General features: G+C 58.5%; 26 protein-coding genes and 1 tRNA gene. 14 read left to right on the top strand and 13 right to left on the bottom strand.

What is annotated here, in order from left to right:
- Positions 1–9: 9 nt before the first annotated feature.
- From ACVWY1_RS15655 to ACVWY1_RS15625, 7 genes are all read left to right on the top strand, one after another.
- A complete protein-coding gene (locus ACVWY1_RS15655) occupies positions 10–879 on the top strand; it encodes a LysR family transcriptional regulator (protein ID WP_457378477.1) in 870 nt (289 codons plus the stop codon).
- Between the two features lie 217 nt (positions 880–1,096).
- Complete coding sequence (locus ACVWY1_RS15650; protein WP_277502279.1) at positions 1,097–2,155, top strand: putative 2-aminoethylphosphonate ABC transporter ATP-binding protein; 1,059 nt, start codon at positions 1,097–1,099, stop codon at positions 2,153–2,155.
- Between the two features lies 1 nt (position 2,156).
- Complete coding sequence (locus ACVWY1_RS15645; RefSeq protein ID WP_102681830.1) at positions 2,157–3,881, top strand: putative 2-aminoethylphosphonate ABC transporter permease subunit; 1,725 nt, start codon at positions 2,157–2,159, stop codon at positions 3,879–3,881.
- Between the two features lie 30 nt (positions 3,882–3,911).
- A complete protein-coding gene (locus ACVWY1_RS15640) occupies positions 3,912–4,934 on the top strand; it encodes a putative 2-aminoethylphosphonate ABC transporter substrate-binding protein (protein WP_277502278.1) in 1,023 nt (340 codons plus the stop codon).
- A 91-nt stretch (positions 4,935–5,025) separates the two neighbouring features.
- The gene (locus ACVWY1_RS15635) at positions 5,026–5,571 is read left to right on the top strand and encodes a phosphonate degradation HD-domain oxygenase (protein ID WP_277502277.1); all 546 of its coding nucleotides are present in this window, start codon (positions 5,026–5,028) and stop codon (positions 5,569–5,571) included.
- A gap of 179 nt (positions 5,572–5,750) precedes the next feature.
- Positions 5,751–5,942, top strand: a complete 192-nt coding sequence (locus ACVWY1_RS15630) for a type II toxin-antitoxin system HicA family toxin (protein WP_102681827.1) — start codon at positions 5,751–5,753, stop codon at positions 5,940–5,942.
- Between the two features lie 16 nt (positions 5,943–5,958).
- A complete protein-coding gene (locus tag ACVWY1_RS15625) occupies positions 5,959–6,372 on the top strand; it encodes a type II toxin-antitoxin system HicB family antitoxin (RefSeq protein ID WP_198755330.1) in 414 nt (137 codons plus the stop codon).
- On the opposite strand, the gene ACVWY1_RS15620 is transcribed toward ACVWY1_RS15625, so the two are convergent.
- Together ACVWY1_RS15620 and ACVWY1_RS15615 are read right to left on the bottom strand one after the other, a co-directional pair.
- Positions 6,373–7,752 carry an ATP-binding protein gene (locus tag ACVWY1_RS15620; protein WP_457378476.1) on the bottom strand — a complete coding sequence of 460 codons (1,380 nt, stop codon included), beginning with the start codon at positions 7,750–7,752 and terminating at the stop codon, positions 6,373–6,375.
- Between the two features lies 1 nt (position 7,753).
- The gene (locus ACVWY1_RS15615; protein ID WP_110697258.1) at positions 7,754–8,473 is read right to left on the bottom strand and encodes a response regulator; all 720 of its coding nucleotides are present in this window, start codon (positions 8,471–8,473) and stop codon (positions 7,754–7,756) included.
- A gap of 159 nt (positions 8,474–8,632) precedes the next feature.
- On the opposite strand from ACVWY1_RS15615, the gene ACVWY1_RS15610 reads away from it, so the two are divergent.
- From ACVWY1_RS15610 to ACVWY1_RS15600, 3 genes are all read left to right on the top strand, one after another.
- The gene (locus tag ACVWY1_RS15610) at positions 8,633–10,909 is read left to right on the top strand and encodes a TonB-dependent siderophore receptor (RefSeq protein ID WP_431196984.1); all 2,277 of its coding nucleotides are present in this window, start codon (positions 8,633–8,635) and stop codon (positions 10,907–10,909) included.
- A gap of 88 nt (positions 10,910–10,997) precedes the next feature.
- Positions 10,998–11,249: a helix-turn-helix domain-containing protein gene (locus ACVWY1_RS15605; protein ID WP_110697262.1), complete on the top strand. Its 252-nt coding sequence runs from the start codon at positions 10,998–11,000 to the stop codon at positions 11,247–11,249.
- The gene (locus tag ACVWY1_RS15600; protein ID WP_277502275.1) at positions 11,246–12,439 is read left to right on the top strand and encodes a type II toxin-antitoxin system HipA family toxin; all 1,194 of its coding nucleotides are present in this window, start codon (positions 11,246–11,248) and stop codon (positions 12,437–12,439) included. Before ACVWY1_RS15605 ends, ACVWY1_RS15600 begins: the two co-directional genes overlap by 4 nt.
- Here ACVWY1_RS15600 and ACVWY1_RS15595 read toward each other — a convergent pair.
- A complete protein-coding gene (locus ACVWY1_RS15595) occupies positions 12,420–12,653 on the bottom strand; it encodes a DUF3079 domain-containing protein (protein WP_102681821.1) in 234 nt (77 codons plus the stop codon). The genes ACVWY1_RS15600 and ACVWY1_RS15595 overlap by 20 nt on opposite strands.
- Before the next feature lie 78 nt (positions 12,654–12,731).
- Positions 12,732–13,877 (bottom strand): copper-containing nitrite reductase, encoded by a 1,146-nt coding sequence (gene nirK, locus ACVWY1_RS15590; protein ID WP_431196983.1) that lies wholly within the window; start codon positions 13,875–13,877, stop codon positions 12,732–12,734.
- 99 nt (positions 13,878–13,976) lie between these two features.
- Between nirK and ACVWY1_RS15585 the strand changes: the two genes are divergently transcribed.
- The gene (locus ACVWY1_RS15585; RefSeq protein WP_277505513.1) at positions 13,977–14,285 is read left to right on the top strand and encodes a type II toxin-antitoxin system RelE/ParE family toxin; all 309 of its coding nucleotides are present in this window, start codon (positions 13,977–13,979) and stop codon (positions 14,283–14,285) included.
- On the opposite strand, the gene ACVWY1_RS15580 is transcribed toward ACVWY1_RS15585, so the two are convergent.
- Positions 14,282–14,605: a helix-turn-helix domain-containing protein gene (locus tag ACVWY1_RS15580; RefSeq protein ID WP_046853787.1), complete on the bottom strand. Its 324-nt coding sequence runs from the start codon at positions 14,603–14,605 to the stop codon at positions 14,282–14,284. The two genes, ACVWY1_RS15585 and ACVWY1_RS15580, sit on opposite strands and share 4 nt — an antisense overlap.
- 744 nt (positions 14,606–15,349) lie before the next feature.
- Here ACVWY1_RS15580 and ACVWY1_RS15575 point away from each other — a divergent pair.
- From ACVWY1_RS15575 to ACVWY1_RS15565, 3 genes are read left to right on the top strand one after another with little or no spacing between them, the layout of a single operon-like run.
- Positions 15,350–16,522, top strand: coding sequence for a nucleoid-associated protein (locus ACVWY1_RS15575; RefSeq protein ID WP_277505512.1), 1,173 nt, complete (start codon positions 15,350–15,352; stop codon positions 16,520–16,522).
- A 33-nt stretch (positions 16,523–16,555) separates the two neighbouring features.
- The gene (locus ACVWY1_RS15570; RefSeq protein ID WP_277502274.1) at positions 16,556–18,235 is read left to right on the top strand and encodes an AAA family ATPase; all 1,680 of its coding nucleotides are present in this window, start codon (positions 16,556–16,558) and stop codon (positions 18,233–18,235) included.
- Positions 18,228–19,388 (top strand): hypothetical protein, encoded by a 1,161-nt coding sequence (locus ACVWY1_RS15565; protein ID WP_277502273.1) that lies wholly within the window; start codon positions 18,228–18,230, stop codon positions 19,386–19,388. The genes ACVWY1_RS15570 and ACVWY1_RS15565 overlap by 8 nt, the downstream gene beginning before the upstream one ends.
- A gap of 203 nt (positions 19,389–19,591) precedes the next feature.
- On the opposite strand, the gene ACVWY1_RS15560 is transcribed toward ACVWY1_RS15565, so the two are convergent.
- The 8 genes from ACVWY1_RS15560 to ACVWY1_RS15525 all read right to left on the bottom strand — a co-directional run bounded on the left by ACVWY1_RS15560 (position 19,592) and on the right by ACVWY1_RS15525 (position 24,904).
- Positions 19,592–19,867, bottom strand: a complete 276-nt coding sequence (locus ACVWY1_RS15560) for a hypothetical protein (protein ID WP_277502272.1) — start codon at positions 19,865–19,867, stop codon at positions 19,592–19,594.
- On the bottom strand, positions 19,864–20,844 hold the full coding sequence (locus ACVWY1_RS15555) for an integrase domain-containing protein (RefSeq protein WP_277502271.1): 981 nt from the start codon (positions 20,842–20,844) through the stop codon (positions 19,864–19,866). The genes ACVWY1_RS15560 and ACVWY1_RS15555 overlap by 4 nt, the downstream gene beginning before the upstream one ends.
- 929 nt (positions 20,845–21,773) lie before the next feature.
- Positions 21,774–23,093, bottom strand: a complete 1,320-nt coding sequence (locus ACVWY1_RS15550; RefSeq protein WP_277502270.1) for a tyrosine-type recombinase/integrase — start codon at positions 23,091–23,093, stop codon at positions 21,774–21,776.
- Between the two features lie 163 nt (positions 23,094–23,256).
- Positions 23,257–23,332: transfer RNA gene (locus tag ACVWY1_RS15545), tRNA-Thr, on the bottom strand.
- Between the two features lie 98 nt (positions 23,333–23,430).
- Entirely contained in the window at positions 23,431–23,682 is a 252-nt protein-coding gene (locus tag ACVWY1_RS15540) for a hypothetical protein (protein ID WP_371918090.1), read from the bottom strand.
- Positions 23,683–23,704: 22 nt separating this feature from the next.
- Entirely contained in the window at positions 23,705–24,091 is a 387-nt protein-coding gene (locus ACVWY1_RS15535; RefSeq protein ID WP_046853791.1) for a hypothetical protein, read from the bottom strand.
- Between the two features lie 18 nt (positions 24,092–24,109).
- Positions 24,110–24,316 (bottom strand): helix-turn-helix domain-containing protein, encoded by a 207-nt coding sequence (locus ACVWY1_RS15530; RefSeq protein ID WP_023629980.1) that lies wholly within the window; start codon positions 24,314–24,316, stop codon positions 24,110–24,112.
- A gap of 9 nt (positions 24,317–24,325) precedes the next feature.
- On the bottom strand, positions 24,326–24,904 hold the full coding sequence (locus ACVWY1_RS15525) for a hypothetical protein (protein WP_038706991.1): 579 nt from the start codon (positions 24,902–24,904) through the stop codon (positions 24,326–24,328).
- Positions 24,905–24,911 lie beyond the last annotated feature (7 nt).

Here is a 24,911-nt window from a genome sequence, read left to right as displayed (position 1 = left end):
GTCCTGCCAATGCTGAGCGCCGAGCTCAAAGCCTTCTACATGGTGGCCCGCCTGGGCAGCATCACCCTGGCGGCGAAGAAGCTCGGGCTCAGCCAGCCCACGGTGACCACGCAGATCCGCAACCTCGAGGGCCAGTACAACGTCGAGCTGTTCTACCGCGGCGGCCGGCGCCTGGTGTTGAGCGAGGAGGGCGTGCGCCTGCTGCCGATGGTCAAGGCGCTGCTGCAGCAGGAAGCCGATATCGAGTTCGAGTTGCGCAACAGCGGCCAGGCCCAGGGCAGCCTGCGCATCGCCGCCACGGCGCCGTACTACATCCTCGACCTGGTGAAGATCTTCCGCGAGCGCCTGCCGCAGGTGGAGGTGGCGGTGGAGATCGGCAACTCGCAGCAGGTGCTGGAAATGCTCGAGGACTACCGGGTGGATATCGCTGCCTCGTCGCAATTGCTCGAAGACGCACGCCTGGTACGCCGGGTGCTGGGCAGCGACCCGCTGGTGGTGGCGGTACACCGCAATCATCCCTTGGCGCAACGCCAGGCAGTGTCGATCGAGGTGGTGGCCGGGCATTGCCTGCTGATGCGCGAGAAGGGCTCGACCACCCGCAAGCTCACCGAGCAGATGATGCAGGACGCCGGGGTGAAGGCCGGGGCGCTGCTGGAGATCGGCAGCCGCGAGTCGATCCGCGAGGCGGTGCTGCGCAATATCGGCATCAGCATCATTGCCCGCCATGAGGTGCCGCATAACCCCGAGCTGCGGGTGCTGGCGCTGGAAAACGCACCGGTGATGCACGAGTACCTGTACTGCCTGAAGGAGCGGCGCCAGGCGCGGTTGCCGGCGGCGTTCCTGGGGGTGGCGCAGGAGGTGGTTGGATCGCAATTCTGACAGTTCTCTACTGGTTGCACCGGCCTCATCGCCGGCAAGCCGGCTCCTACAGGGTTGGCGCCGACTTGCTTTTGTGGGAGCTGGCTTGCCAGCGATAGGGCCCTCAAGACCACTACAAAATCTGCCTATACCACTATCACCGGCTTTTGCTCCAACGCCACAGAACCTTCGCACAGTCTGCCTAGCATGGCCCCCATCGCTTCGATGAGGACCTGCCATGAACCACGTCACCCCGGGCGCACAGATGAAAGTGCGCGGCATCCACAAACGCTTTGGCGCTTTCACCGCGCTCAACGACGTGTCCCTCGACATCGCCGCTGGCGAGCTGGTGTGCCTGCTCGGCCCCTCGGGCTGCGGCAAGACCACCCTGCTGCGCTGCATCGCCGGCCTGGAGCGCCAGGACCGCGGCACGCTGTACATTGGCGACCGCGATATCTCCGAGCTGCCGCCCCAGGCCCGTGACTACGGCATCCTGTTCCAGTCCTACGCGCTGTTCCCCAACCTCACCGTCGAAGCCAACATCGCCTATGGCCTGACCGGCAGCAACCGCGAGGCCTCCCGCCAGCGGGTGAGCGAGATGCTCGAGCTGGTGGGCCTGGCCGGCAGTGAGAAGAAGTATCCCGGCCAGCTCTCCGGTGGCCAGCAGCAGCGCGTGGCCCTGGCCCGCGCCTTGGCGCCGTCGCCCTCGCTGCTGCTGCTCGACGAGCCCATGTCGGCCCTCGACGCCCGTGTTCGCGAGCACCTGTGCACCGAGCTGCGCCAGCTGCAACGCCAGCTGGGCATCACCACGCTGATGGTCACCCACAACCAGGACGAGGCCATGCTGATGGCTGACCGCATCGCCGTGATGAACAACGGCCAGGTCGAGCAATACGCCACGCCCCAGGAAATCTACGACCAGCCGGCCACACCCTTCGTCGCGGAGTTCGTCGGCCAGGGCAACTGGCTGCCGTTCCGGCGCAGCAGCAATAGCCACGCCCAGGTCGGTGGCATGCACATGCGTCTGGCCGACAACGCCAGCGCCGTCAGCAGCGGCCGACTGTTCTGCCGGCCCGAGGCGATCACCGTCAACCCGGTGGTGCACGAGGAAAACCTGTTCCCGGCCAAGGTTCGGGAAGTCACCTTCCTCGGCAACCGATGCCGCATGAGCTTCGAGCTCGAAGCCCTGCCGGGCCATGCGCTGCTCGCGGAGCTTGCGCCCGAAGCCATGCCGCGCCTGGGTTCGCAGGACATCTGGGTGGCCCTGCCGCCGCAGAGCCTGCAGGTGTTCGCCTGAGATGGCCGCGCCCATGACCCTGCCGCTCACTCACGGCAACGACAGGCCACGCACCGGCGTCGCCCTGGGGGACCGACTGTTCGTCGTCGGTGGCAAGAGCCTGTTGCTGGGCCTGCTGGTGCTGGCGGTGCTGCTGCCGTTGCTGGCGATCTTCTGGCGTGGCTTCAGCACTGAAGCCGGGCAGGGCGGGGGACTGCTGGCCGCCCGCGAACTGTTTGCCAGCGCGAACTTCCACTGGCTGCTCGGCAACAGCCTGTCGGTAGCCCTCACCGTTGCCGCCATCGTCGTGCCGCTCGCCTACCTGTTCGCCTATGCCCTGCAACGCACGCTGATCCCGGCCAAGGGGCTGTGGCGCGGCATTTCGCTGCTGCCGTTGTTGGCGCCGTCGATGCTGCCGGCGATCGCGCTGGTCTATCTGTTCGGTAACCAGGGCCTGCTGCGCGGGCTGCTCAGCGACAACATCTACGGCTTCTGGGGCATCGTGCTTGGCGAGGCCATCTACACCTTCCCCCATGCGTTGATGATCCTGCTCTCGGCGCTGTCACTGGCCGACGCACGGCTGTTCGATGCCGCTTCGAGCATGGGCGCGGGACCTGCCCGGGCATTCTTCAGCATCACCTGGCCGGCCACGCGCCAGGCGGTGTTCGCGGCGTTCTGCCTGGTGTTCACCCTGACCATCACCGACTTCGGCGTGCCGGTAGTGGTCGGTGGTGATTACCAGGTGCTGGCGCTGGAAGCCTACAAGGCGGTGGTCGGCCAGCAGCAGTTCGGCCGTGGTGCGCTGATCGGCATGGTGCTGCTGGTGCCGGCGCTGCTCAGTTTTACCGTGGATGCCTGGCTGCGCCGCCGCCAGGGCGAGGCCATGAGCGGCCGCGCCCAGGTGTTCGAGCCCAAGCCGTCGAGGCTGCGTGATGGCTGCTACCTGGCGATCGTGTTGCTGGTCTGCACGGCGCTGCTGGCGGTGATCGGCATGGCGGTGTACTCGTCGCTGGTCAAGTTCTGGCCGTACAACCTGTCGCTGTCGCTCAAGCACTACATGTTCGAAGACACTGCCGGCGGCGGCTGGCTGGCCTATCGCAACAGCGTGACCATGGCCATCGGCACCGCGCTGATCGGCAGCGTGGTGATCTTCACCGGTGCCTACCTGATGGAGAAGACCCAAGGCCAGCGCCTGCTCAATCAGCTGCTGCGCCTGCTCAGCTTCATCCCCATGGCGGTGCCCGGCCTGGTGCTGGGCCTGGGCTACGTGTTCTTCTTCAACCTCAACGGCAACCCGTTACACGTGTTCTACGGCAGCATGGCGCTGCTGGTGGTGTGTACCATCGCCCACTACCTGACCACCGCGCAGATGACCGCCACCACCGCCCTGCGCCAGCTCGACGGTGAGTTCGAAGCCGCCGCGCTGTCGCTCAAGGCGCCGCTGTACAAGCACTTCGTGCGGGTCACCGTGCCGATCTGCCTGCCCGCGCTGCTGGACATCATCCGCTACCTGTTCGTCTCGGCGATGACCACCGTGTCGGCGGCGATCTTCCTCTACAGCCCCGACACCATCCTCGCCGCCGTTGCCGTGCTGAACATGGATGACGCCGGCAACGTTGGCGGCGCCGCTGCCATGTCGACCCTGATCCTTTTGACCAGCGCCGCCGCCTCCCTGCTGCTGGCCGGCGCTTCGCGCGGCCTGCTGCGCCGCTCCCAGGCCTGGCGCCAACGCGCTCCCGGCCATTGACCGACTGCCCATACCAATAGGAACCGCATCATGTTCAAGCCCCTCGCACTTGCCGCTGCCGTATCCGCCGTGTTCAGCCTGCAGGCTTCGGCCGCGACCCAGCTGACCGTCTACACCGCCCTGGAGGCCGAGCAGCTCAAGAGCTACAAGCAGGCCTTCGAGAAGGCCAACCCGGACATCGAGATCAAATGGGTGCGCGACTCCACCGGCATCATCACCGCCAAGCTGCTGGCCGAAAAAGAGCGCCCACAGGCTGACGCCGTGTGGGGCCTGGCGGCCTCCAGCCTGGCCATCCTCGACCAGAACGGCATGCTTGAAGCCTATGCGCCGAAGGACCTGGGCAAGATATCGCCCAACTACCGCGACGCCGCCAATCCACCGGCCTGGGTGGGCATGGACGTGTGGGCCGCGACGATCTGCTTCAACACTGTCGAAGCCGAGAAGCAGGGCCTGAGCAAGCCGATGAGCTGGCAGGACCTGACCAAGCCTGAGTACAAGGGCAAGATCGTCATGCCCAACCCGGCCTCGTCCGGTACGGGCTTCCTCGATGTGAGCGCCTGGCTGCAAACCTTCGGCGAGCCTCAGGGCTGGGCCTACATGGACGCACTGCACCAGAACATCGGCCAGTATGTTCATTCCGGCTCCAAGCCATGCAAGCTGGCGGCGGCAGGTGAGTTCCCGATCGGCATCTCGTTCGAGTACCCGGCCGTGCAGCTCAAGCGCCAGGGCGCACCGCTGGACATTGTCCTGCCCAAGGAGGGCCTGGGCTGGGAGATCGAGGCCACGGCGGTGATCAAGGGCTCGCCGAAAGCCGATGCCGCCAAGCGCCTGGCCGACTTCTCCGCCAGCCCTGCCGCCATGGAGCTGTACAAGGAGAACTTCGCGGTGCTCGCCGCCCCCGGCATCGCCAAGCCGCAGACCGAACTGCCGGCCGACTATGAGCAGCGCCTGATCAAGAACGACTTCGCCTGGGCCTCGAAGAACCGCGACCAGATTCTCGCTGAGTGGCGCAAGCGCTACGACGGCAAGTCGGAGAAAGTCGCCCAGCAGTAAGGCCCTCATCGCGGGGCAAGCCGGCTTCTACACTCAAGAAGCGGGCCTGCCCCGCGATAGCGTCAGCCCAGGCAACGCAGGAGTCCACGCAATGCCAACTTCTTCCCGGATCATCGACGACACCTTCGCCCTGTACGAGCGTCATGGCAGCGCCGACTACATCGGCGAGGCCATCACCCAGCTCGAGCACATGTCCCAGGCAGCCCAACTGGCCATGGCCGAAGGCTACGACGACGAAGTGATCCTGGCCGCCTTCTTCCACGACATCGGCCACCTGTGCGAGGGCGAGGACATGGGCGGTTATGGCGTCGTCAGCCATGAGCGCATTGGTGCCGAATATTTGCGCCGGTGTGGTTTCAGCGAGCGGCTGGCCAGGCTGGTGCAGTACCACGTCGAGGCCAAGCGCTACCTGACCTTGCGCCAGCCCGGATACTACGACCGTTTGAGTGAAGCCAGCCGACGCACCTTGGCGTACCAGGGTGGAGTGATGAACGGTGCCGAAGCCGATGCGTTCGAGGCCGACCCGTTGTTCGGGGTCAGCCTGCGCCTGCGCGAGTGGGACGAGATGGCCAAGCAGGTCGGGGTGCCAGTGATGGATCTGCAAGTGTTGAAGGCAAAGGCATTGGCCGTGCTCTGAACAATCTGGCGATTCTCCCTGCTGCAAGATCCCGCATCACTTCTCCCGGTGTTTGCTCCGTTCCTCTCCCCATACTTCTCATCCTGGCAGCCCGCTTGTCGTAATGGTGGGTATGGTGTTGATAATTGTCTTTCGGTGGTTATACTAACCACCGATCGGCCGGCCCAAGGAATGGGTGAATGAACAGCCGTGAAATGATTGCTGTGATCGAGGCGGATGGCTGGTATCTGGTGCGCTCCAAAGGCAGCCACCATCATTTCAAGCATCCTGAAAAAGCCGGGCTGGTCACCATCCCGCATCCCAAGAAAGACCTGCTGCCCGCGACTGCGGCCAGCATTCTGCGCCAGGCACGCATCAGCTACGCCAGCTGACGAGGAGACCATCACCATGTTGTTCCCTATCGCGATCTTCCCCGGTGACGACCAGCACGCCTGGGGCGTGGAAGTCCCGGATATCCCCGGCTGCTTTTCGGCGGGCGAAGACCTCGACGACGCCATCGCCATGGCGCGTGAAGCGATCGAAGGCCACCTCGAACTGCTGGCCCAGGACCAGCAGGAAATCCCCAGGGCCAGCAAGGTCGGCGTGCATGCGGCCAATCCCGCCTATGCCGGCTGCACCTGGGCATTGATCGATATCGACATCACCCGCTACCTGGGCAAGGCCGAGAAGCTCAACATCACCTTGCCGGCGTACCTGCTCACCCGCATCGACAGCTACGTACAGAACCACCCGGAGCACAAGAGCCGTTCGGGCTTCCTGGCCGAAGCGGCGCTCAGGATCCTGCAGGGTGACGGCAAATGATCAGGCGATCTTGCCCTTGGGCAATCGCACGCTGACCCGCAACCCGCCCCCGTGGCGGTTCATCAGCTTCAGTTCACCGCCATGGCTGGAAACGATGCGCTGGGCGATGCTCAGCCCCAGCCCATAGCCGCCAGAGGCCTGGTTGCGTGAGCCCTCGCCGCGCACGAAAGGCTCGGTGATAGTCGACAGCAAGCCCGGGTCGATGCCCGGGCCGCGATCGTCGATATGGATGTACCCATCGGTTGGCGTGCTTTCCAGCTCCACCGCGACCTCCCCGGCATAGCGCAGGGCATTGACCAGCAGGTTTTGCAGGCACCGTTGCAGCAGCAGGGCGTCTACCTGGGCCAGGCCCACCTGACCATGGATCGGCAAGGGCTCTTCGGCGCTGGCCAAATCCGCGCATTGGCGTGCCACCAGGCGGTCGAGGTCGACCGCTTGCAGGTTCTGCTGCTCGCCCGCCCGCAAGTAGTCGAGCACCTGGCCGATCATGCCGTCCATCTGCGCGATGTTCTGGCGCAGGCGTTCCTTGTGTTCGCTGTCCTCCAGCCGTTCCAGGCGCAGGCGCATGCGCGTCAGCGGTGTACGCAGGTCGTGGGACACGGCGGCGAGGAAGTAGGCCTTGTCGTTGAGCATGCGGATCAGCCGCTGCTGCATGGCGTTGAAGGCCTGGGCGGCGTGCCGCACTTCCTCGGGGCCGTCCAGCGGCAACGGCGCCTGTTCCAGATTGCCTCCCAGGCCACGGGCGGCATCGGCCAGGCGGCGCAGCGGGCGCAGGCACAGACGTACCGCCACCAGGCACACCACCAGCACGGCGGCGATGCGCAGGGCATAGACCCGCAGCAGGTAGTCGCTGATCAGCACCCACGCCGACTCGCCACTCCAGCCCTGCAACTCCTGGCCATCGATGACCAGCCAGTGGCCATCGGCGAGGGGTACGGCAAACTCGATATGCGCCTGGGCGGTGCGCAAGCCGAACAGGCTGCGCCAGACGATGGGCTGACCCAGTTCGTCGGTGAGCCGGACCTTGAGCAACCTCGGCCGCGCATCACCCCCCAGTTCGTAGGCCAATGCCTGATGCAGCAACAGCTCGATGCGCCGCCAGCCTCGCCGTTGGTCATGCTCACCCTCGGGCGGCGCTTCGGCGCAACGTAGCTGGTAATGCTTCGGTACCTGGCGTGCCGCGCCATGGCACTCGGCCTGGGCGATCAGGGGGGCGCTGCGCGCCGCGATCAACCGCACCGGCGCTTCCAGCACCTGGGCGAAGCGAACGTCGAACCAGATGCTGCTGGACATCAGCTGGATCACCAGGGTGCCGCTGATCATGATCAGCAGCAGTTGGCCGAACAGCGTGCGCGGCCACAGCCGGCGAAGCAGCCGCACCTCAGGCGCCCAGCGCTTCGCGGGCCAGGCTCAGCAGATAGCCTTCGTTGCGGATGGTGAGGATCTGCGCGCCTTGGCCTGGCGCCCGGCGCAGTTGCTGGCGCAGGCGGCTGATGCACATGTCCACCGAGCGGTCGTCGGGCAGATGGTCGCGGCCGAACGCGCTGCGTGTCAGGTGGTCCCTCGAGACCACGCGGTTGTTGGCGTCCAGCAGTTCACGCAGCACACGGTAGTCGGAGCGTGGCAGGTTGAAGGCTTGGCCGTCCGGGTGAACGAGCAACCGCTTGACGTGATCGAGACGCAAGCCTGCAAACAGTTGTGCCTCGCTGGCCGACATCTCGGGCTCTGCCTCCAGGCGTTGGGGGCGACGCAGCACAGCCTTGATCCGGGCGACCAGTTCGCGCGGCTCGAAGGGTTTGGCCAGGTAATCATCGGCGCCTACTTCCAGACCGATGATGCGGTCCAGGGTGCTGCCCCTGGCCGACAGCATCACCACCGCCAAGCCCGGCTGCGCCTGCAACTGCCGGCACAGGCTCAGGCCGTCCTCGCCGGGCAGCATCAGGTCGAGTACCACCAGGTCGACCTTGTGCCGGGTCAACTGCGCGTGCATCTGCTCTCCATCGGCGGCTGCGATTACCTGGTAGCCGGCGTCTGTCAGGTAATCGCAGAGAAGTTCGCGAATCTCGTCGTCATCGTCGACGACCAGCAAGGTCGTGCTCATGGTTGTGGGGTACCTGTGCAAAGGGGAACCGTGAGGCTCATTACGTTCGATTACATCCCCGTACATCCCGTCCATGGAGCCGAAGGGGCAGATGCCTAGAATCGTAACAAAAAATCATCTGCGAATACGAAGCCTTCCCAAATGGTATGCAAGAGCATCATGACTGACACAACCCCCTGGGTCCGAGGCGGCAGTCGCCTCTCCCCGCTTGCCTTCTTCGTGGCCCTCGGGCTTAGCGGCACAGCCTTCGCTGACAGTCCGGTGCTGGAACTGGGCGCCACCAACATCGACAGCAGTGCGCTGCCGCTGGCCGACGACAGCGGCCAGATCGGCTACACCGTGCAGAACACACGCAGCTCCACAGGCTTGCAGCTGACACCCCGGCAGACGCCACAGTCGGTCACCAGCATCACCCGCCAGCAAATGGAAGACCGTGCTATCCACACCCTCGAGCAGGCCCTGGACACCACGCCGGGCGTGAGCATGAGCAAGATGGAAGTGGGCGGGCGCACCGACTTCCGCGCCCGTGGCTACTCGATCAGCAACTGGAAGATCGACGGCTTGCAGTTCCCCGGAGGTTCGGACTTCAGTGGCGGCGGCAACGCGCTGAACATGGACCTGTACGAGCGCATCGACATCGTCCGTGGCGCCAACGGCCTGCTCGGTGGCACCGGCGACCCCTCGGCCACCGTCAACCTGATCCGCAAGGCGCCGACCCGGACCTTCGGCGGCAGCGCCTACGCCACCTACGGCAGCTGGGACAAGCGCCGCCTGGGTGCCGACCTGAACCTGCCGCTGTCCGAGGACGGGCGCCTGCGTTCGCGTCTGGTCATGACCCAGCAGGACGCCGGCTCGTTCCGCGACAACCAGTCCGAACGCTCCCGCGCGGCCCTGGCCAACTTCGAATTCGACCTGGACGATGCCACCACCCTGGGTGCCGGCTACCAGTACGAGTACAGCAAAGTGGTCGGCGGCGGCTGGGGCGCCAACATCCCGATCTGGTACGGCGACGGCAGCAAGACCGACCTGCCGCGCAGCACCAACGTGGTGCCCAGCTGGAGCTTTGGCGAGTACATCACCCGTACCGCCTTCGGCTCGCTGGCGCACCGTTTCGATAACGACTGGAGCCTGGACCTGAAGGTTGCGCAGAGCAGCGGCGAGGCGCTCAACCACCGTGGCCTGGCCAAGGTCAACTCGTCCGGCCGCGGTGTCTACGGCGGCTACTGGAACCAGGACGGCAGCGGCGCGGTGCTCAACGGCCTGCACAGCTCCACCGACACCACCCAGCAATCGGCGCAGATCGACCTGTCCGGCCCATTCCAACTGTTCGGGCGCACCCATCAGGCGATGGTCGGCTACAACGACAGCCGCACCGTGGCCTGGTCACCGCAGTACACCTGCAGCATGGTTGGCGGCGGCAAGGCAGTGAACAGTGGCGTGGGTTGCCAGTTCCGGGCGAACAATGGCCTGGGGCTGGGCAACTGGCTCGACGGCGTGGACGACGACTACGCCATGCTGGCCTCGAAAACCGGCCTGCACAGCAAGACCACCACCCGTCTGCAGGGCATGTATGCCGCCACCCGCCTGAGCGTCACCGACCCCCTGTCGCTCATCCTCGGTGTGCGCAGCACCGACTATTCGGCCACTACCGTCAGCGTCAACGGTGCGCGCAGCAACCAGCAGAACAATGGCATCGTCACCCCTTACCTGGGCGCGGTGTACGACCTGGACGACAACTACTCGCTGTACGCCAGCTACACCGACATCTTCAACCCGCAGAGCGAAGAGAGCGCCAGCGGCACCAAGGTCGAGCCGATCCGTGGCCAGAGCTACGAAACCGGGATCAAGGGTGAATGGTTCGATGGCCGCCTGAACGCGTCCGCGGCCTACTTCCGCACCAGGCAGGAGAACAAGGCAGTGATGGACGGCGACCTGCTGACGCCGACCGGCGCCACTGCCTACAAGGCCGGTTCCGGCCAGGAAACCGACGGTATCGACCTGGAAGTCGCCGGCGCCCTGACCCCGAACTGGAACGTCTATGCCGGCTACACCTACCTGCACTTCCGCCGCCTGGACAGCGACGGGCGCAGCGATCCTTCGCACCTGTTCAAGGCCTCGACCACCTATCGCCTGTCTGGCCCGCTGGACCGCCTGACCCTGGGCGCTGGCGTGAGTGCGCAAAGCAACATCCGCGCGGTGTCCACCCCTGCCGGGCAGCCGAGCAACGGCGTCAGCCGCAGCGCCACCGACGTCAACTGGTCGGGCTATGCGATCTGGAATGCCATGGCCAAGTACCAACTGACCGACGACACCAGCGTCAGCCTCAACGCCAACAACCTGTTCGACAAGCATTACTACACCCGTTACGGGTTCTATGCCGGGGCAATCTATGGCGACCCGCGCAACCTGGCGGTGACGGTGAGCACGGCGTTCTAGAACAGCTTTTGATACCGTTGATGCTGGTTGATTTTTGATCATGTTCCTTATACGTTACACTCATCTAAACTTGTCACGTATAGAGAACATGGATCACTCATTGATCGTTGAGCGCCTGGGCGCGCAGGTTCGCTCGCGAAGGCTTAACCGGGGATTGACCCAGCAGGCGCTCGCAACCTTGGCCGGTATCACCCGGCAAAAGATCATTGCCATGGAGAAAGGTAGCCTGTCAGTGGCCATCGGGGCATATGCACGTGCATTGGCGGCGCTCGGCTGCGAACTGCAGGTCATAGCGGCGGTGATGCCGACGCTTGACGAAATCGAGGGGATGTTCGAATGACGCCGCTGATAGTCGCGACACCCGAGGGTGACAGTGGAGCATTGCTGACCAGTTCAGGCGACTACCTCTTCCGCTATGGCCCGCACACCGTTGCTGATGCGGCGATCAGCCTGTTGATGCCGGTCCGCACCGAGGAATACAGGCATCGCGAGCTGCATCCGGTGTTCCAGATGAACTTGCCCGAAGGGTATGTGCTCGAGCAATTGCGCAACCGCCTGGCGAAGATCGTTCAGGTCGACCCCATGCTTCTCCTGGCGTTGTCCGGCAGCAGTTCGCCGATCGGGCGTGTGCATGTCAGTTCGCAGGTAGTGGACACATTGCTGCGGCGGCAGACGTTTCCGGGAGAGAAGCTGGCGAACATTCTTTCATGGGATGGGGGAGAGGATATCTTCGCCGATCTGGTGGATCGCTACATTCTGCGCGCAGGCATTTCTGGTGTGCAGCCGAAGGTCCTGGTTCCGGAGCAACTGGACCCGTTGTCACAGCGCTTTACCTCGAAAACAGCCGAGCTGATCATCAAGAGCGGGCGCCACGAGTTCCCGGGCTTGGCGATCAACGAATTCCTGTGCATGTCGGTTGCGCAAACCTCTGGCCTGCCAGTGCCTCAATTCTTCTTGTCCGACAACGGCAAGCTGTTCGTCATGCGCCGCTTTGATCGTGACGAGCAGAACAATCCACTTGGTTTCGAAGACATGGCTGCCTTGATGGGGCTTGGCGCCGAACAGAAGTACAGCAAGAGCTACGCTGCCATTGCCAAGGCGATCCGCCTGTTCTGCGCGCCTGAGCATCTTCGGCTATCGCTGCGGCAACTGTTCGAGATGGTTGCGCTCAGCTGTATCGTCGGAAATGGTGATGCCCATCTGAAAAATTTCGGGTTGTTGTACACCGATCCTCTTCGAGGCGATGCGCGCCTGGCTCCGGCGTACGACATCGTCAATACCACGGCTTACATACCGGAAGACGTGCTGGCGCTTTCGCTATCCGGCAACAAATCCTTGTTTGCGTCGCGGCAAGGCTTGCTGGACTTCGCACCGCTTTGCGACGTGAGCAACCCGGCTGAAGTCATTCGCAATCAGCTTGAAGCATTGGAGCGAACACTGGCCAGGGAGTCCGCGCTTTGCGATCAGGCACCCAAGGTGGTTGCCGCCATCAAGGCGAGCGCGGCGCCGTTCATTCAGACTTTTGGTTGAGCGGCATTTCCTGTCCGGGCGCGGCATGCGAAGTGGCCATGGTCACATCCAGATGATCATCGAGCTGTTCCCAATCCTCGCCGAACAACTCCACCGGGTGCATGGTCCGGTCCGCGCCATTGCCGCAGGCCAGCGCCTTGGCTGGGCAGTACAGGTCGCAGCCCCAGCAGATCCGTTCGGGATGGCTGGGGTTCGTGGGAAATCGCTTGGCCATGGTCTCCCTCCATGAAGTGGATGCCTGCGCTCAGGCTATGCCGCGCATGGCCAAGGGGTTTGATCCGGATCAATACCGCTAGCGGATCGGCCCGGGCGCCTGCACCTGTTTCATCAGGTCGTCATTCCACTGCCCCTCCACCTGCACATGCGCGGCGGCGCCGAGCATCACCGCCTCGATCAGGTTGTGGTTGAGGTAGGTGTACAGGCCGGGCTGGCGGAAGGTGTACAACGCCGCCCCCGCCGCGCCGCCGGGGATGAACCAGGTCTCCAGGTTGCGCTGCGGCGGGTTGGCGAACTTGCCCGAGGCCCAGACGTAGTCGCCGTGGCCGCCGATCAGGTGCGGGCGAGTATCACGGTTGGCCTGGGAATGAACGATCAGCACGGTCTCGCCCACTTTGGCGGTAAGCGCCTGCTTGCCGGTCAGGGCACCGACGCTGCCGTTGAACACCACATGGCTGGGCACCAGCCCCTTCATCAGCTGGCTCATGTCGCCGAAGCTGGCCATGGGGTTGGCGTAGCGCTTGTACTTGCCGTCCTTGTCGCGCGGGATGTAGTAGTCCTGCTCGCCGATGTACCAGACCTTGTCGTACTGCAACGGGCGGCCTTCGGGGTCTTTCAGGCCGTCGCGGGGCAGCACCATGATCGCGCCGTTCATGCCGCACACCACATGCCAGGGAATCATCACCCCGCCCGGCGCGCAGTGATACACGAACACCCCGGCACGGTCGGCCTTGAAGCGCAGCACCACCTGCTCGCCAGGCTTCACATGGGTCAGCTCACCGCCGCCGAGGGCGCCGGTGGAGGCGTGGAAGTCGATGTTGTGCATCATGCTGTTGCTGGTCGGGTTGACCAGCGTGAGCTCCACGTAGTCGCCTTCGTGCACCACCATCAGCGGGCCGGGCACCGAGCCGTTGAAGGTCATGGCGTGGATATAGGCACCGGCGCTGTCGACGGCCAGTTCCTTCTCCTCGATGACCATGCGGAACTCGACAATGCGCGGCTTGCCGGGAGCGCGCTGGCTGTGGGGGTGCACCTGCGGCGGTGCCACCAGTTCGACGCTTACCCGCTCCAGTTTCGCCAGGTCAGGCATCGGGCCGGCGGCGGGCGAAGCGGTCGCGGCCTGGGCCAGGCCACTGCCAAGCGCCGAGGCACCGACGCCCAGCAACACAGTGCCGGCCAGCATGCCACGCCGGGTCAGGGACACGCCTTCTTGCTCGTTCATGGGACTTCTCCTTAAGTCGACGAAAGTCGTCGGGCACAGGAATAGCCGCTTTGAAAGTAGGGTTTATTGAGCGAAAACAAGAAGTGGAGAGGGTGGACAATGTGTCGCAGGAGCGGAAACGAAAAAGCCCCGACATTCGTCGAGGCCCCTGCGATCTGTGGGGAGTGTCCTCTTGAGCGGCCAATCAAGGCGCTGACGGAGTCGGTGGGGGCGGGCGCGATAGAGCTCATCATCAACGGCAGCCCTGCATTCCGCTGCGTGTACGTGGCCAAATTTGCGGACATGGTCGTTGTGTTGCATTCGTTCGTGAAAACGACCAACAGGTCCGACCGGCATGCGATGCAGGTCGCTGAAGACCGCATGAAGGAGTTCAAGCACGAACTGCGGAAGATGGGGTACAGGGTTTAGCTGCCGGGCGTTTGAGTGATCACGATCTGCGCAGGCGAATCGGCATCGTTCGAAGGGAGGGTCAGGCTCGTTCTAAAGCCGAGTTTGTCGAGCATGTCCATCATGGCGTCCAGCGTGAATTTCTCGATCTTGCCATTGGCCAGCTCGGATACCCGGGACTGTGTCACGTTCAGCCTGGCTGCGGCTTCGTGCTGTTTGAGGCCCATTTTTTTGATGCAATGCGTGATGAAGATAGACAGGTCCATCTTCAAGGCCATTTTGCTGGCCGTCTCTGCATCGTGGGTGGCGTGGAAAGGGCTTTCGTGGAATTGAAGCGCCATGGGGTTGCCTCAGCAGAAATATCTAAAATTTAAGATAAAATCGTAGCTGGGCTTGTTTGGCAAGTCAAAGCGTTTGTGTTTGGAGGCGTGTCTTGCTGGGTTGTCAGAGATTGCCGGGGCCGCTGTGCGGCCCATCACAGGCAGCCCGCTCATTGATCGGGTTGGCTTTGAGGGATTTGTTTCGGCTGAGGGGCATGAAAGCAAAAAAGGCCCACCTTTCGGTGAGCCTTTTTTGATACTGCGTATGGTGCGGCACCAGGAGTCGAAAATTTCCGCAACAGTATGATAAATAGAGGTAATTTTTTGTGGCTAGCAATACGCTATCTCTAAAACTATCCATTGGTTCATTTTGGCTTGGATATAGCGATCAATAACAATGAGGTAGTCTGTAAAGTATCATTGTTGGGTATAGGAGGCTGGTAGTTAATTTTATTGGTTAAGGCTAGTAGCTCTTTCCGGACGGAAATTAGCGGGCCAGAAGTGTGCATGTGGCTGACTTCGAGATTGCCAGTTTTTTCGTAAAAGTCGCTTTTCGCCCTATGAATGGGCGATGGTGGGGCAAAAGTACAATCCTTGGTTCGGGAAAGCGACCTCAAAGGCCTCAGGAATGGCATTGGCTTAATGGTGGCAATGGGCTATTCTCACTCCGGTCCCTGGTCATTTGGATCTGTAGCAGCCTCTTCTACCAGCTACCTAGCGCCCCATCAAAACGTTAAAACTTGGAAAAGGATTTTTGCCTTGAATATGCCGGAACAAAAAAATAGATCAGAAATCGCACCTCAATCACAGCATCAGATAATAGCGTTGAATGCAATTACGGTCGATCTCTTCAAAACTCAGAATAAAGGTTTGGCTTATTATGATGCCAAGGTGGGTAAGAGCTGGGATCTCAGTAAAGATACGGCCATTCATTTTGTCAATGTGATTGAGCGAAAATTTGCAAACAATAATAAATTCCATGGTTATTTTTCTCCAACTAGCCAGCATATGGCCCCGGAAGTCTTGTTGAAGTTTGTTGATGGGAAAATATGCTTTGACCAACTAGTTGAGGAGTTTGTCAGCAGTGCCTGCGACCAGGCAAATTCACCAATACGTGGTACATTGACCTTGGGGCACCTGGTGATGGTGCACTATAAAACTCATAATGATCTAGATGACATTGGTAGGTTTCTGGCTGTCCTAGTGGGTAAACAGGATGGGTTTGACTTCGACTCTGATCTTCAGCCTGTTGATCTAACTAGTATCAATACCAGTGAACTTCGACATGCCGCAATGTTTGATTTGACACTTTTTAAAGAGACTTTCCCGAAGAATGACGGAGATGCTTATTTAAAGTTCATTACTGGGAAGTCAAAAAGTGCATTCTTTAAGGACGCATTTGGTTGCGCTGATCATATACCAAACAAGAATAGTGTCGAACAGGTGCGGGTTGCTGTATTAGATTTTCTTGATGACCCGTCGATACCAGAACAACGGCGTATGAAAATTGTAGATGGTGTAAGTAATCATCTTGCTGCTGCTGCAAAGAACAATACTCCTGTATCAATAAGAGATATTCAAAAGGTAATTAATGATTCGCTTCCTTTTGGATCGAAGAAAATTGATGGTTTTAGCGGTTTTGTTAACGAAGGTGGATATACAATCAGCGAAAGGTTCCAGCCGACTCGCCTCAGTGCGCAGACTATGAGAAACGTTGAGATATCAGATGCTAGCGCTGGTTTTAAGTGTAGCGTCAATCTCGAAGCTATTAGCTACGTTGATGCGGAAAACAAAAAAAACATAACAGTGGATGAGAATTTAACAAGTATAAATATTCCACTTACGGCACAGGCTAGAGAAGTGATTAAGAAGATTTTAGGCGAAAGAGTAGAGCCAGGTCAGTCTCGTAACAATTCAAGCGAGCTCGCACTGCCTTGAGGGGGCAGTGCGTTGATTATTTAGGTTTAATGTATGAAATTAATGCATGTTTATATTCAGAGGCATAAGGCGGTTGCAGACCTTAATGTCTCAATGGGTGGTAACGCCGACTACTGGGTTGAGGATCACAGTATTGCTATTGAGTGTAGAGTGAGTACTTCAGGTTACTACAAGGGATATCACTGCTCTGCGATAATTGGGGCTAATGGAGTTGGTAAAAGTTCAATTCTTGATTTTCTTGAGTCGGTATATTTTACGACGGATTCAAGCGGTGTTCTGGTGTTTCAAGACAAATCTTCGAAAATTCATGTGTGCCCGATAAATTATTATGTAAGGCTTCGCTCTGAATTATTTGAAGTGCACGAGAATTATTTGGAATTTGCCAAAGCCCACCAAATATCTTTGGTCAAGATAAATAATGTTTCTACTGCTCAGTCTAAGTTCGGTTACGAGAAAAAATTTAAGCATTCACTGATCCAGGAAAGATCCCTGGAAACGTATGCTGAAAATAATGTTCGACGCAAGAAGTACTTTGAGAATTTGCTTGATTATCTTCGCTGGAGTCAAACCGGGCAGGGCGTTGTTCAGGATGTCGGTTTCGAATTTAAAATTCATGATTCATCTCACAAGCTGAGTTCAATGATTCGGTCTGATGTATATGAAGATACCATTAGGAGCGAGCTTGAATCCGCATATAAGTCCTATCCTGAAAAAGCGAAACTTGCTATTCCTTTCAATACCGATACCGTTTTTGATTATCTGGTCAAGTCACTATCCACGTCAATTATTTTCGAGCTATCTGCGTCCTCTAAGGCGAAGAGATCAATAGTATTCGCTGTCATGCAGGTTTATTTTCTGAAGGCGCTTTATCGCAACGGCATGGATTTCTCACTCAGTATCTCCCATGCAATCGAAGCGTTAAGGTATGAAGAAAATTGGGCTGTTTTCAATAACTCAGAGAATAATAAAATCCTTACTTCGCATGGTGCTGGTGCCGTTGGTGTTGATATAGATAGACTTCAGGTGTTGTACATGGAGTATCTTGATATTCTTAAAGATATTTCTAATTATTTGGCTCCTGGAATTATATCTAGCGAAGAAAATGGAAGTTTAGTGGTTCTGGTAGATGATTTTTCTCCTGCTAGTAAAGTGATTCATCTGGCATCTAGACTTCCTCGAAACGTATTGTCTAATATTAATTGGGGCTGGCGAGGAATTAGTACGGGTGAGATGGCTTACGCCCATCTTTTCTCAGAGACATACAGTTGTGCAAAAAAATCGAAAAACGCAAGCCATATAATTGTTATCGATGAGGCAGACCTTTACCTTCATCCAGAGTGGCAGAGGAGCTTCCTAGACTCGTACCTTGAGTTGCTGGAAAAATTGAACTGGGGTCGTGTAAAGCCGCAGCTACTAATAACTACGCACTCGCCAATTATTGTAAGTGATTTTTTGCCTCAAGATATTGTTTCATTGGTCAAGAGTGATAGTGGTAGAGTCGAGGTTAAAGAGTCTCTAGGGTTCGGAACAAATATTACAAATCTATTTATTGATGGCATGCATCTAGCTTCGACGGTTGGCGAGCACTCTAGAAAGGCTATAGTTTCGTTAGTGAATAAATCGGAGTCCAATGAATTGGATCTTCTGGATAAGGAGTTAATTAGGGGTATGGGCAATAAATTTGTTAGGGAGTACTTGTTGAAAGATGATTAAGTTCGAATATTTGCCTGGTGCCGATCTACGTGCTAAATACGATCTGCACGTTGTCCAAAGTACGCAACAAAAAATGAGAGAGTTCATTCAGTCTCTTCCTCCGGAGCAGCAGGATAAATATGCTTATTTTGATGATGCCAAAATCAATGAGATTTTGAGTTGTCAGCCGGAGGGTATTGTTGATCAAATATATGAAATATATGGCAGGTTCCCAGAGCTTGCCGATAGATATTGGCCTACGTACTTCCTCAAGGATGCCCCTATTCCTCACAATGTCGATGAGTATGGGGCTCGTACGCGAGACGAAAAAAATGTGCTCGATGCCCTTTATGTAGATGCAATTGCATTCCTAGAAGCTGTTACGACTCCGGGTCTGACATATATTAATAGCTTGTTGGATTTGCTAAGGGCTGCAGGTGGCTATGCAAGAAAAAGGGATGCATTAGCAAATATTATGAAAGCCGCTGCGGGGGAAAATCTGGCGACAGAAAAGTTTAAAGAGGATTTTCCTGAGTGGATTAATAGGTTTGAAGGAGTGTTTAATTATTCGGCCCTGTCTTCTGATATTGGCCATGATATAACGGATGAGTGGAAAATATTTGTTTGCTTGTATTGTAATGATGAGCCTATTCAAACAAAAGGGGATCAGGTTAAATTCAGGACGGATCTGGACCATTTTTATCCGCGCACTAAGTTTCCATTTTTGGCTGTGACCCTGTCGAATCTAATTCCGGCCGGGAAAACATGTAACCAGTCGTACAAAAGAAATAAAGATATGATCGGCAGTGAGCATCCGTTTGTAAGAGGCGTCGGTCAGCCTCGCCTGTTTCATCTGGTGACGCCAGTTGGCGAAGCTATCACTGAAAATAATTTTTCTGTGACTGTTCTAGAACAAGGCGGTAAGTTGGATGCAAATTTATCTGGTTTCGAAATTGCTCATAATTATGGGATTAGTGATGAAATAAAAAGTTGGGTGGCCGATGCTTTCGGTGCAGTCGAAATGATTGTTGGATATAACGATCCTAAAGTAAAGGATATGCTATTAAAAGGGTTGGTGAAAGTTGAAAAGCCAGCTTATCGTGAGCGACATAAAAAATTTAAGACTGATTCAATCAATCAATTTGCCGGAAAAGAAATTGTGTCTTTCTTGTGAATGCATATGTAATTCCTTCGCAGTTCCAACAGTGCGTGTGCTTGATGGCCTTGCGTAAATTAGTTGTGAAAATTCTGAGGTGCATCATCTTTCGTAGTTGAAGAAAGATATTGCTGTTGTTTCATATAGATTCTCGCAGTAACAGGATTTCACAAATGGCACGTTGGGTTGTGGACGAAGATTTCTATCGCAAACAGCTTCGTTCAAAGCTTGATAACCCATGACTTTCCTAAACGCCGTACAAGAAGGCGCAACGTCAGTACGTAGTAATATCGCGTTGCCTGACTATGCCACTTTAACCGGTGTTCAATAAACCAAGCTAAATGCTTCATCTGCCAATCCCACGGCGTTACTCGTTGCCAGCGCTCTGCTATTTCAGCATGGATAATTTTCGCTTGCCGCACATGGCGTTTCCGGGTTGCGTGCGAGCCGGTCAACACTCCAGCCATGAACAGCTCCATGTCGAATGGATTACTCATGACTGCCCTCCAATGTAGGCAGTGACCACATCAATCCGACCGTGGCCCAGCTCGTAGCTGATTTGCCTTCGGGCCTCACGATCAAGGTTAATATCTACCTGGCAACATTGGCCGCCGTTGATAGGCGCGGGGTGTTGGGTGATTTGCTCATAGCGTTCACATGCGTAGGCCGCTCGTAGCTCATGGAAGCCTTTGAGCTTGTGTGCATGCAGGACGTCACGCGCTGGACGGATGATTTCCTGCAGAACATTCAGATAGCTTTCGTGTGGCGCAATCAAGTTGCGGCTACTCGCAAGCGACACTTGCCGTGCAAACTCAAGTGCTTCTTTAACATGGTGGTCCACCGCAATCCATCGTGGCGCTGAGACGCCAACTCGACCGCCTTTGGCGCCATCCTGGATGTTGATCCTGCCTAGGTCGTTAGCCTCACGGCTCAGCCGTGGCAAGTCGGCTAGGATGGCCTCACGCAAGCGCATGCCTGTGGCTCGTGCCAACAGAACGATCGCTGCAGCCCTTAGCAGATCATGGCGGCAAAGCGCATCGACGATCTGCTTAACCTGTCTGCGGTCTTGGCCCTGCGGCACTGAGTGTCGAACTCTGCTGCGCTGCATACCCAACGCCTTGCTCGGACTCGGCAATTTCACGCACTGATCACCGCGAAGCGCTGCCATGGTCCTGTTCACGCTGGACAGCCGGTTTTGTGCGGTGCTGACGGCGAGGTCGCAGCGTCTAACCACGTCGCGCAGATACGCCGCATAGTCCGCCAACACCTTCCGATCAATCTGCCGCGCATCATTAATACCAGGCCCCTGTTCGGAACGGCACCATCTGACGAATGCCTGCCACCGATCACAGTGTGCCTTGACCGTGCCGTAGTGGCCGCCGCCGAACATGTCTTTCAACGCCTGCGGCCCTGCATAGCTCAGTTGCCTGCCGTAGCCGAAATTACGGCCATCGCGTCTACCCACCAATGCCATGTCGAATCACCTCATCGCCTGGTCTCCAATCCTCGCCCCACGTCATCCCGCCAAGAATGTTGAGTGTTATCAGGGATCAAGGCCCCTGCGACCTGTGGGGATGTCCTCTAGCGCGGGACTGGCGGCTCCTTACGTCCGGGAGCAAGGGCATCTCATGATCTGGCCTCCTGAGCACCGTTACCGGTGGGCGGGTGGAGGCTGCATTGGCTGACGAGACCAGTGCCGCGAGATCCTGAGCCATGTGCAAGCAGCAATGTGATGACCGGGGCATACCTGACTGTCAGTCAGGTGCAGTCCATACCTTGGTCTGCGGCACCATCATCTACAGCGCTGTTGCTGGTGACATCGGCGTTTGTCACGCCGATTGTCACGACGGGGAATGCCGCAAAGCCTTGTGCGATCAGGGCTGCAGCGGTGGTAGAAGTGCCCGTCTCTTTCCAGAAGAAAGAGACGGGCGCAGGTTGGCGCAAGGTTTGGCCAATCGGATAGGTTGCTGCAGGGCAGCACAGTACGATGTATCTGGCGCACGAGGGCCATAGGTTTAGAGAGCATCCATCACAGGGAAGTGACCGGGCGAGCTGCCGGATGCGAATCGCCCTTGGGAGAACCACCGCGAGAGCGGCGTGGCCTTGAAGGTTCGGGCCACCTAGGGTGCTGTCATCGACAGCTCTTGCAACTCCCGGTCTACGCCTGTGGACAATATTCGTCAAGCAAAGCGATTTCAGGTATTTAGCGCCTGTGGATAAAACTATCCCCCGGTGGACATCAGTGGTTTTCCACAGACGTACTCTGTGCCAGCAGTTTTTTTCTTAGGTATGGTCCATTCAAACGGGGCGGCTTTGCAGCCCCGTTTGAATGGACCCGCGCGGAGGAGCTTCATGCGGTGCTGTGGGTAACTTCACAGCGAGTTGAGGTGGTGGTGCGGCGGGTTACTCGGTCCTCTTGGCACTGCGCAGGCGCGTGACGTTCTCGCCCGTCTGCTTGGCAAACTCATGCGGCGTTACATGGTCCTCGCGGTTAGCCTCCAGAAACCGGCTCCACCAGGTCATGATCATCCGGCGCTCTTCGAGGAACTCGGCCTTGTGGGTATAAGCGGCCCGTACGTTGTTGCGTTCCTTGTGACTCATCTGTCGCTCGATAGCCGTCTCCGACCACAGCCCGGACTCGACCAGCGCACTGCACGCCATGGCTCGGAACCCGTGGCCGCAGATATCCACCTTGGTGTCATAGCCCATCGTCCTTAGCGCGGCATTCACCGTGTTCTCGGACATCGGTTTCCACGGCTTGGCATCCCCCGCGAACACCAGCTCGAACTTGCCGGTGATCGTGTGGATCTGCTCAAGCAAGGCCACAGCCTGTGGCGATAAGGGTACAACGTGGATGTCTCCGGCCATCTTCGTACCCCTTGTGGAGAAGGGCACTCCGTCCAGCGCCGGGCGGGTGTCAGGGATCTCCCAAATTCCGCGCTTGAGGTCGAACTCATTCCAACGGGCGAAGCGCAGTTCGCTGGAGCGTACGAATACATGCAACGACAGCATCACCGTGAGGCGTGTGAGCGGGCGACCTCTGTAGTCCTCAATGCATGCCAATAGCTCTGGAAGCCGCGATAGGGGTAGTGCGGGCCGGTGAGTTACCCGCGGTGTCTTGATCGATCCATCGAGGTCGTGAGCCGGGTTCGCCGTGATCAGTCGCAGCCGTTTGGCTTCACGCATGATGCTTTGCAGGTAATTCTTGATCCTGAGCGCCACGTCGATGGTGCCGCGCTTCGTCACGGCTTCCAGTGGCTGCATGAGGTCGTGGGTGTCCAACTCAACGATTGCTCTGGCACCGATCAAAGGGAATACGTGAGTCTTCAATCGGCTAAGTACAGTCTTGGCGTGGCCGGGCGCCCACTTGGGCACCATGCTGGCGTGCCAGTCGAGCGCAACGCTTTCGAAGGTGCGGCCGTTGATCACGGCTTGGGTCTTGGTTTGTTGCTTGTACTGGATGGGATCTATGCCGTTGGCGAGCTGCTGCTTGATCTCGAAGCGCTTACGGCGTGCGTCGCCCAGCCCGACCACTGGGTAGCTGCCGAGGGCGGTCAGGCCTTCGCGGCCATCGGGTTTCACGTACCTGAGCCGCCAGCCTTTGCGGCCGTTGGGTTGCACAAGCAGGTAAAGACCGTCGCCGTCGAAGAGCTTGTACTCCCGCTCTCTGGGCTTTGCCGTGCGACAGGCGGTGTCTGTAAGCGGGGCAGTGGTGCGTGCCATAAGGGTAGTCTCCGATATCGAAACGGACCTCTATCCTTAAAACTACCCTTATTAGCGCTGGCTACCCTCGGAATCCGACGGAACGCCAAAACGAAAAAACCCGCCAGAAGGCGGGTTTTTCGGGGGTTCCAGAGATTTTGAAAGCTTTCTATGGAACCTTGAATGGTGCCGGCACCAGGAATCGAACCCGGGACCTACTGATTACAAGTCAGTTGCTCTACCATCTGAGCTATACCGGCACAGGGGCGTCATTATAGCGATGGATTCGGCGCTGTAAACCACTTCGTTGCATCCACCGCACAAAACCCTAAGTCACCGAACTGAAAGGAGAATTTTCCTACCAGCCGCGGTGGATGGAGTTGACGCTTGGCTCGGGCTGGCCGGGGTTGAAGAACAGCTTGCCGTTGTCGCAGCCGCGCTTGCGGCAGCTGCCGTCGGCGTTGTGCAGGGGCAGGCCGCGGTCACCGCCCAGCTGCATGCCGGGCATGTTCCAGTTCAGCGGGGCCGGCTTGCTGCTTGGCAGGCTGTTGGCGCAGCCGGTCATGGCCAGGGCGAGGGTCAGCAGGGCGAAAGGCTTGGTGTGTTTCACGATGTTCGAGTCCGTTCCGGGATCAGTCTTTGTTCAGGATGCGCTGGATGGTGCCGCCGCAGGCCATGTAGCAGGAGTCGTAGTCATTGCCGCAACTGTAGCTGCTCCCTGTGTTGAAGGGGTAGCTCGGGTAGTGGCAACTGTGACGCGCTTCCTTCTTGCTCTTGCCGTTCTGGCAGTACTGGTAGGCCCTCATCTCGGCCTGGTACAGCGCACGTTCGCTGTTGTCCTGCAGGCGGGCCATCTGCTGGCAGTGGTTGCGCTCCGTCGAACAGCTGTTGATGCAGTTCATGCCATGCGCGCTGGGCGGTGGCGAGTATCTATAGGTGTAGCTCGGGCCGCAGCCGGTCAGGGCCAGGGCCAGGCAGGCCAGCACGAGGGCGGCCAGGCCATTGTGGAAAAGTGCCATGGGTGTTGCAGTCCTTGATCATTCGTCGCTGAACTCCAGCAAATCGCCGGGCTGGCAGTTCAGGGCGCGACACAGCTTCTCCAGGGTCTCGATCTTGAAACCCTTGATCTTGCCGTTCTTCAGCAGCGACAGGTTCGCTTCCGTGATACCGATGATTTCCGCCAGGTCCTTGGAACGCATCTTGTTCCGGGCCATGACGACGTCGAGGCGGATGATTATCGGCATAGGAAGCAGTCAGACATAACAGTTGTGTTCATCGCTGATGGTCTTGGCGTCACGCATGAGCAGCGAGAAGGCACACAGCAGGATGCCTTTCATGATCTCGTAGACAGCCTGCGATGATACACCGATCGAGAAGCTGAAGCTCCTTTCCCCGGCCGGCAGATCGATGGCCAGGGCCAGGCCCTGCAAGGTGTAGGTCACCGGCCACAGCAACGGGGTGAAGATGCACAGCAGGCCGACCCACCACAGCAATTTGATATTGGCCGAGGTCCAGGTCTGCCCCCGCGAGAGGCGGTGGAAGAACAGGCCGGTCAGGCCGAGGGCCACAACGGAAATCAGCGTGGGAATCATGTCCACCGCCAGTACCAGGCCGACGGCCAGGGGGGATGCCTGGTAGCCGGGTTCGAGCAGCAGCGGCATCTGGTCGCCGTAGGCTTGCAGGTAGCCGTTGAAAATCTCGGGGAAGTCGAAGATGAAGAGCAAGGGCGTGATGGTCAGCTCGACGACCGCGGTTGTCCAGGCCAGGTAGGCGGCGAATGCGCCGATGGTGCGTAGGCGCGAACGCGCATAGGCCACGGATCTACTGTTCATGGGGTGC

It is taken from the genome of Pseudomonas sp. TE6288, assembly GCF_054062095.1.
This window is presented reverse-complemented; position numbering and strand designations above follow the sequence as displayed.

Excerpts from the sequence above, each read along its gene's own strand:
- ACVWY1_RS15655 (WP_457378477.1), top strand. The coding sequence starts at position 10 with ATGCTGAGCGCCGAGCTCAAAGCCTTCTACATGGTGGCCCGCCTGGGC.
- ACVWY1_RS15650 (WP_277502279.1), top strand. The coding sequence starts at position 1,097 with ATGAACCACGTCACCCCGGGCGCACAGATGAAAGTGCGCGGCATCCAC.
- ACVWY1_RS15645 (WP_102681830.1), top strand. The coding sequence starts at position 2,157 with ATGGCCGCGCCCATGACCCTGCCGCTCACTCACGGCAACGACAGGCCA.
- ACVWY1_RS15640 (WP_277502278.1), top strand. The coding sequence starts at position 3,912 with ATGTTCAAGCCCCTCGCACTTGCCGCTGCCGTATCCGCCGTGTTCAGC.
- ACVWY1_RS15635 (WP_277502277.1), top strand. The coding sequence starts at position 5,026 with ATGCCAACTTCTTCCCGGATCATCGACGACACCTTCGCCCTGTACGAG.
- ACVWY1_RS15630 (WP_102681827.1), top strand. The coding sequence starts at position 5,751 with ATGAACAGCCGTGAAATGATTGCTGTGATCGAGGCGGATGGCTGGTAT.
- ACVWY1_RS15625 (WP_198755330.1), top strand. The coding sequence starts at position 5,959 with ATGTTGTTCCCTATCGCGATCTTCCCCGGTGACGACCAGCACGCCTGG.
- ACVWY1_RS15615 (WP_110697258.1), bottom strand. The coding sequence starts at position 8,473 with ATGAGCACGACCTTGCTGGTCGTCGACGATGACGACGAGATTCGCGAA.
- ACVWY1_RS15610 (WP_431196984.1), top strand. The coding sequence starts at position 8,633 with ATGACTGACACAACCCCCTGGGTCCGAGGCGGCAGTCGCCTCTCCCCG.
- ACVWY1_RS15605 (WP_110697262.1), top strand. The coding sequence starts at position 10,998 with ATGGATCACTCATTGATCGTTGAGCGCCTGGGCGCGCAGGTTCGCTCG.
- ACVWY1_RS15600 (WP_277502275.1), top strand. The coding sequence starts at position 11,246 with ATGACGCCGCTGATAGTCGCGACACCCGAGGGTGACAGTGGAGCATTG.
- ACVWY1_RS15595 (WP_102681821.1), bottom strand. The coding sequence starts at position 12,653 with ATGGCCAAGCGATTTCCCACGAACCCCAGCCATCCCGAACGGATCTGC.
- nirK (WP_431196983.1), bottom strand. The coding sequence starts at position 13,877 with ATGAACGAGCAAGAAGGCGTGTCCCTGACCCGGCGTGGCATGCTGGCC.
- ACVWY1_RS15585 (WP_277505513.1), top strand. The coding sequence starts at position 13,977 with ATGTGTCGCAGGAGCGGAAACGAAAAAGCCCCGACATTCGTCGAGGCC.
- ACVWY1_RS15580 (WP_046853787.1), bottom strand. The coding sequence starts at position 14,605 with ATGGCGCTTCAATTCCACGAAAGCCCTTTCCACGCCACCCACGATGCA.
- ACVWY1_RS15575 (WP_277505512.1), top strand. The coding sequence starts at position 15,350 with ATGCCGGAACAAAAAAATAGATCAGAAATCGCACCTCAATCACAGCAT.
- ACVWY1_RS15570 (WP_277502274.1), top strand. The coding sequence starts at position 16,556 with ATGAAATTAATGCATGTTTATATTCAGAGGCATAAGGCGGTTGCAGAC.
- ACVWY1_RS15565 (WP_277502273.1), top strand. The coding sequence starts at position 18,228 with ATGATTAAGTTCGAATATTTGCCTGGTGCCGATCTACGTGCTAAATAC.
- ACVWY1_RS15560 (WP_277502272.1), bottom strand. The coding sequence starts at position 19,867 with ATGAGTAATCCATTCGACATGGAGCTGTTCATGGCTGGAGTGTTGACC.
- ACVWY1_RS15555 (WP_277502271.1), bottom strand. The coding sequence starts at position 20,844 with ATGGCATTGGTGGGTAGACGCGATGGCCGTAATTTCGGCTACGGCAGG.
- ACVWY1_RS15550 (WP_277502270.1), bottom strand. The coding sequence starts at position 23,093 with ATGGCACGCACCACTGCCCCGCTTACAGACACCGCCTGTCGCACGGCA.
- ACVWY1_RS15535 (WP_046853791.1), bottom strand. The coding sequence starts at position 24,091 with ATGGCACTTTTCCACAATGGCCTGGCCGCCCTCGTGCTGGCCTGCCTG.
- ACVWY1_RS15530 (WP_023629980.1), bottom strand. The coding sequence starts at position 24,316 with ATGCCGATAATCATCCGCCTCGACGTCGTCATGGCCCGGAACAAGATG.
- ACVWY1_RS15525 (WP_038706991.1), bottom strand. The coding sequence starts at position 24,904 with ATGAACAGTAGATCCGTGGCCTATGCGCGTTCGCGCCTACGCACCATC.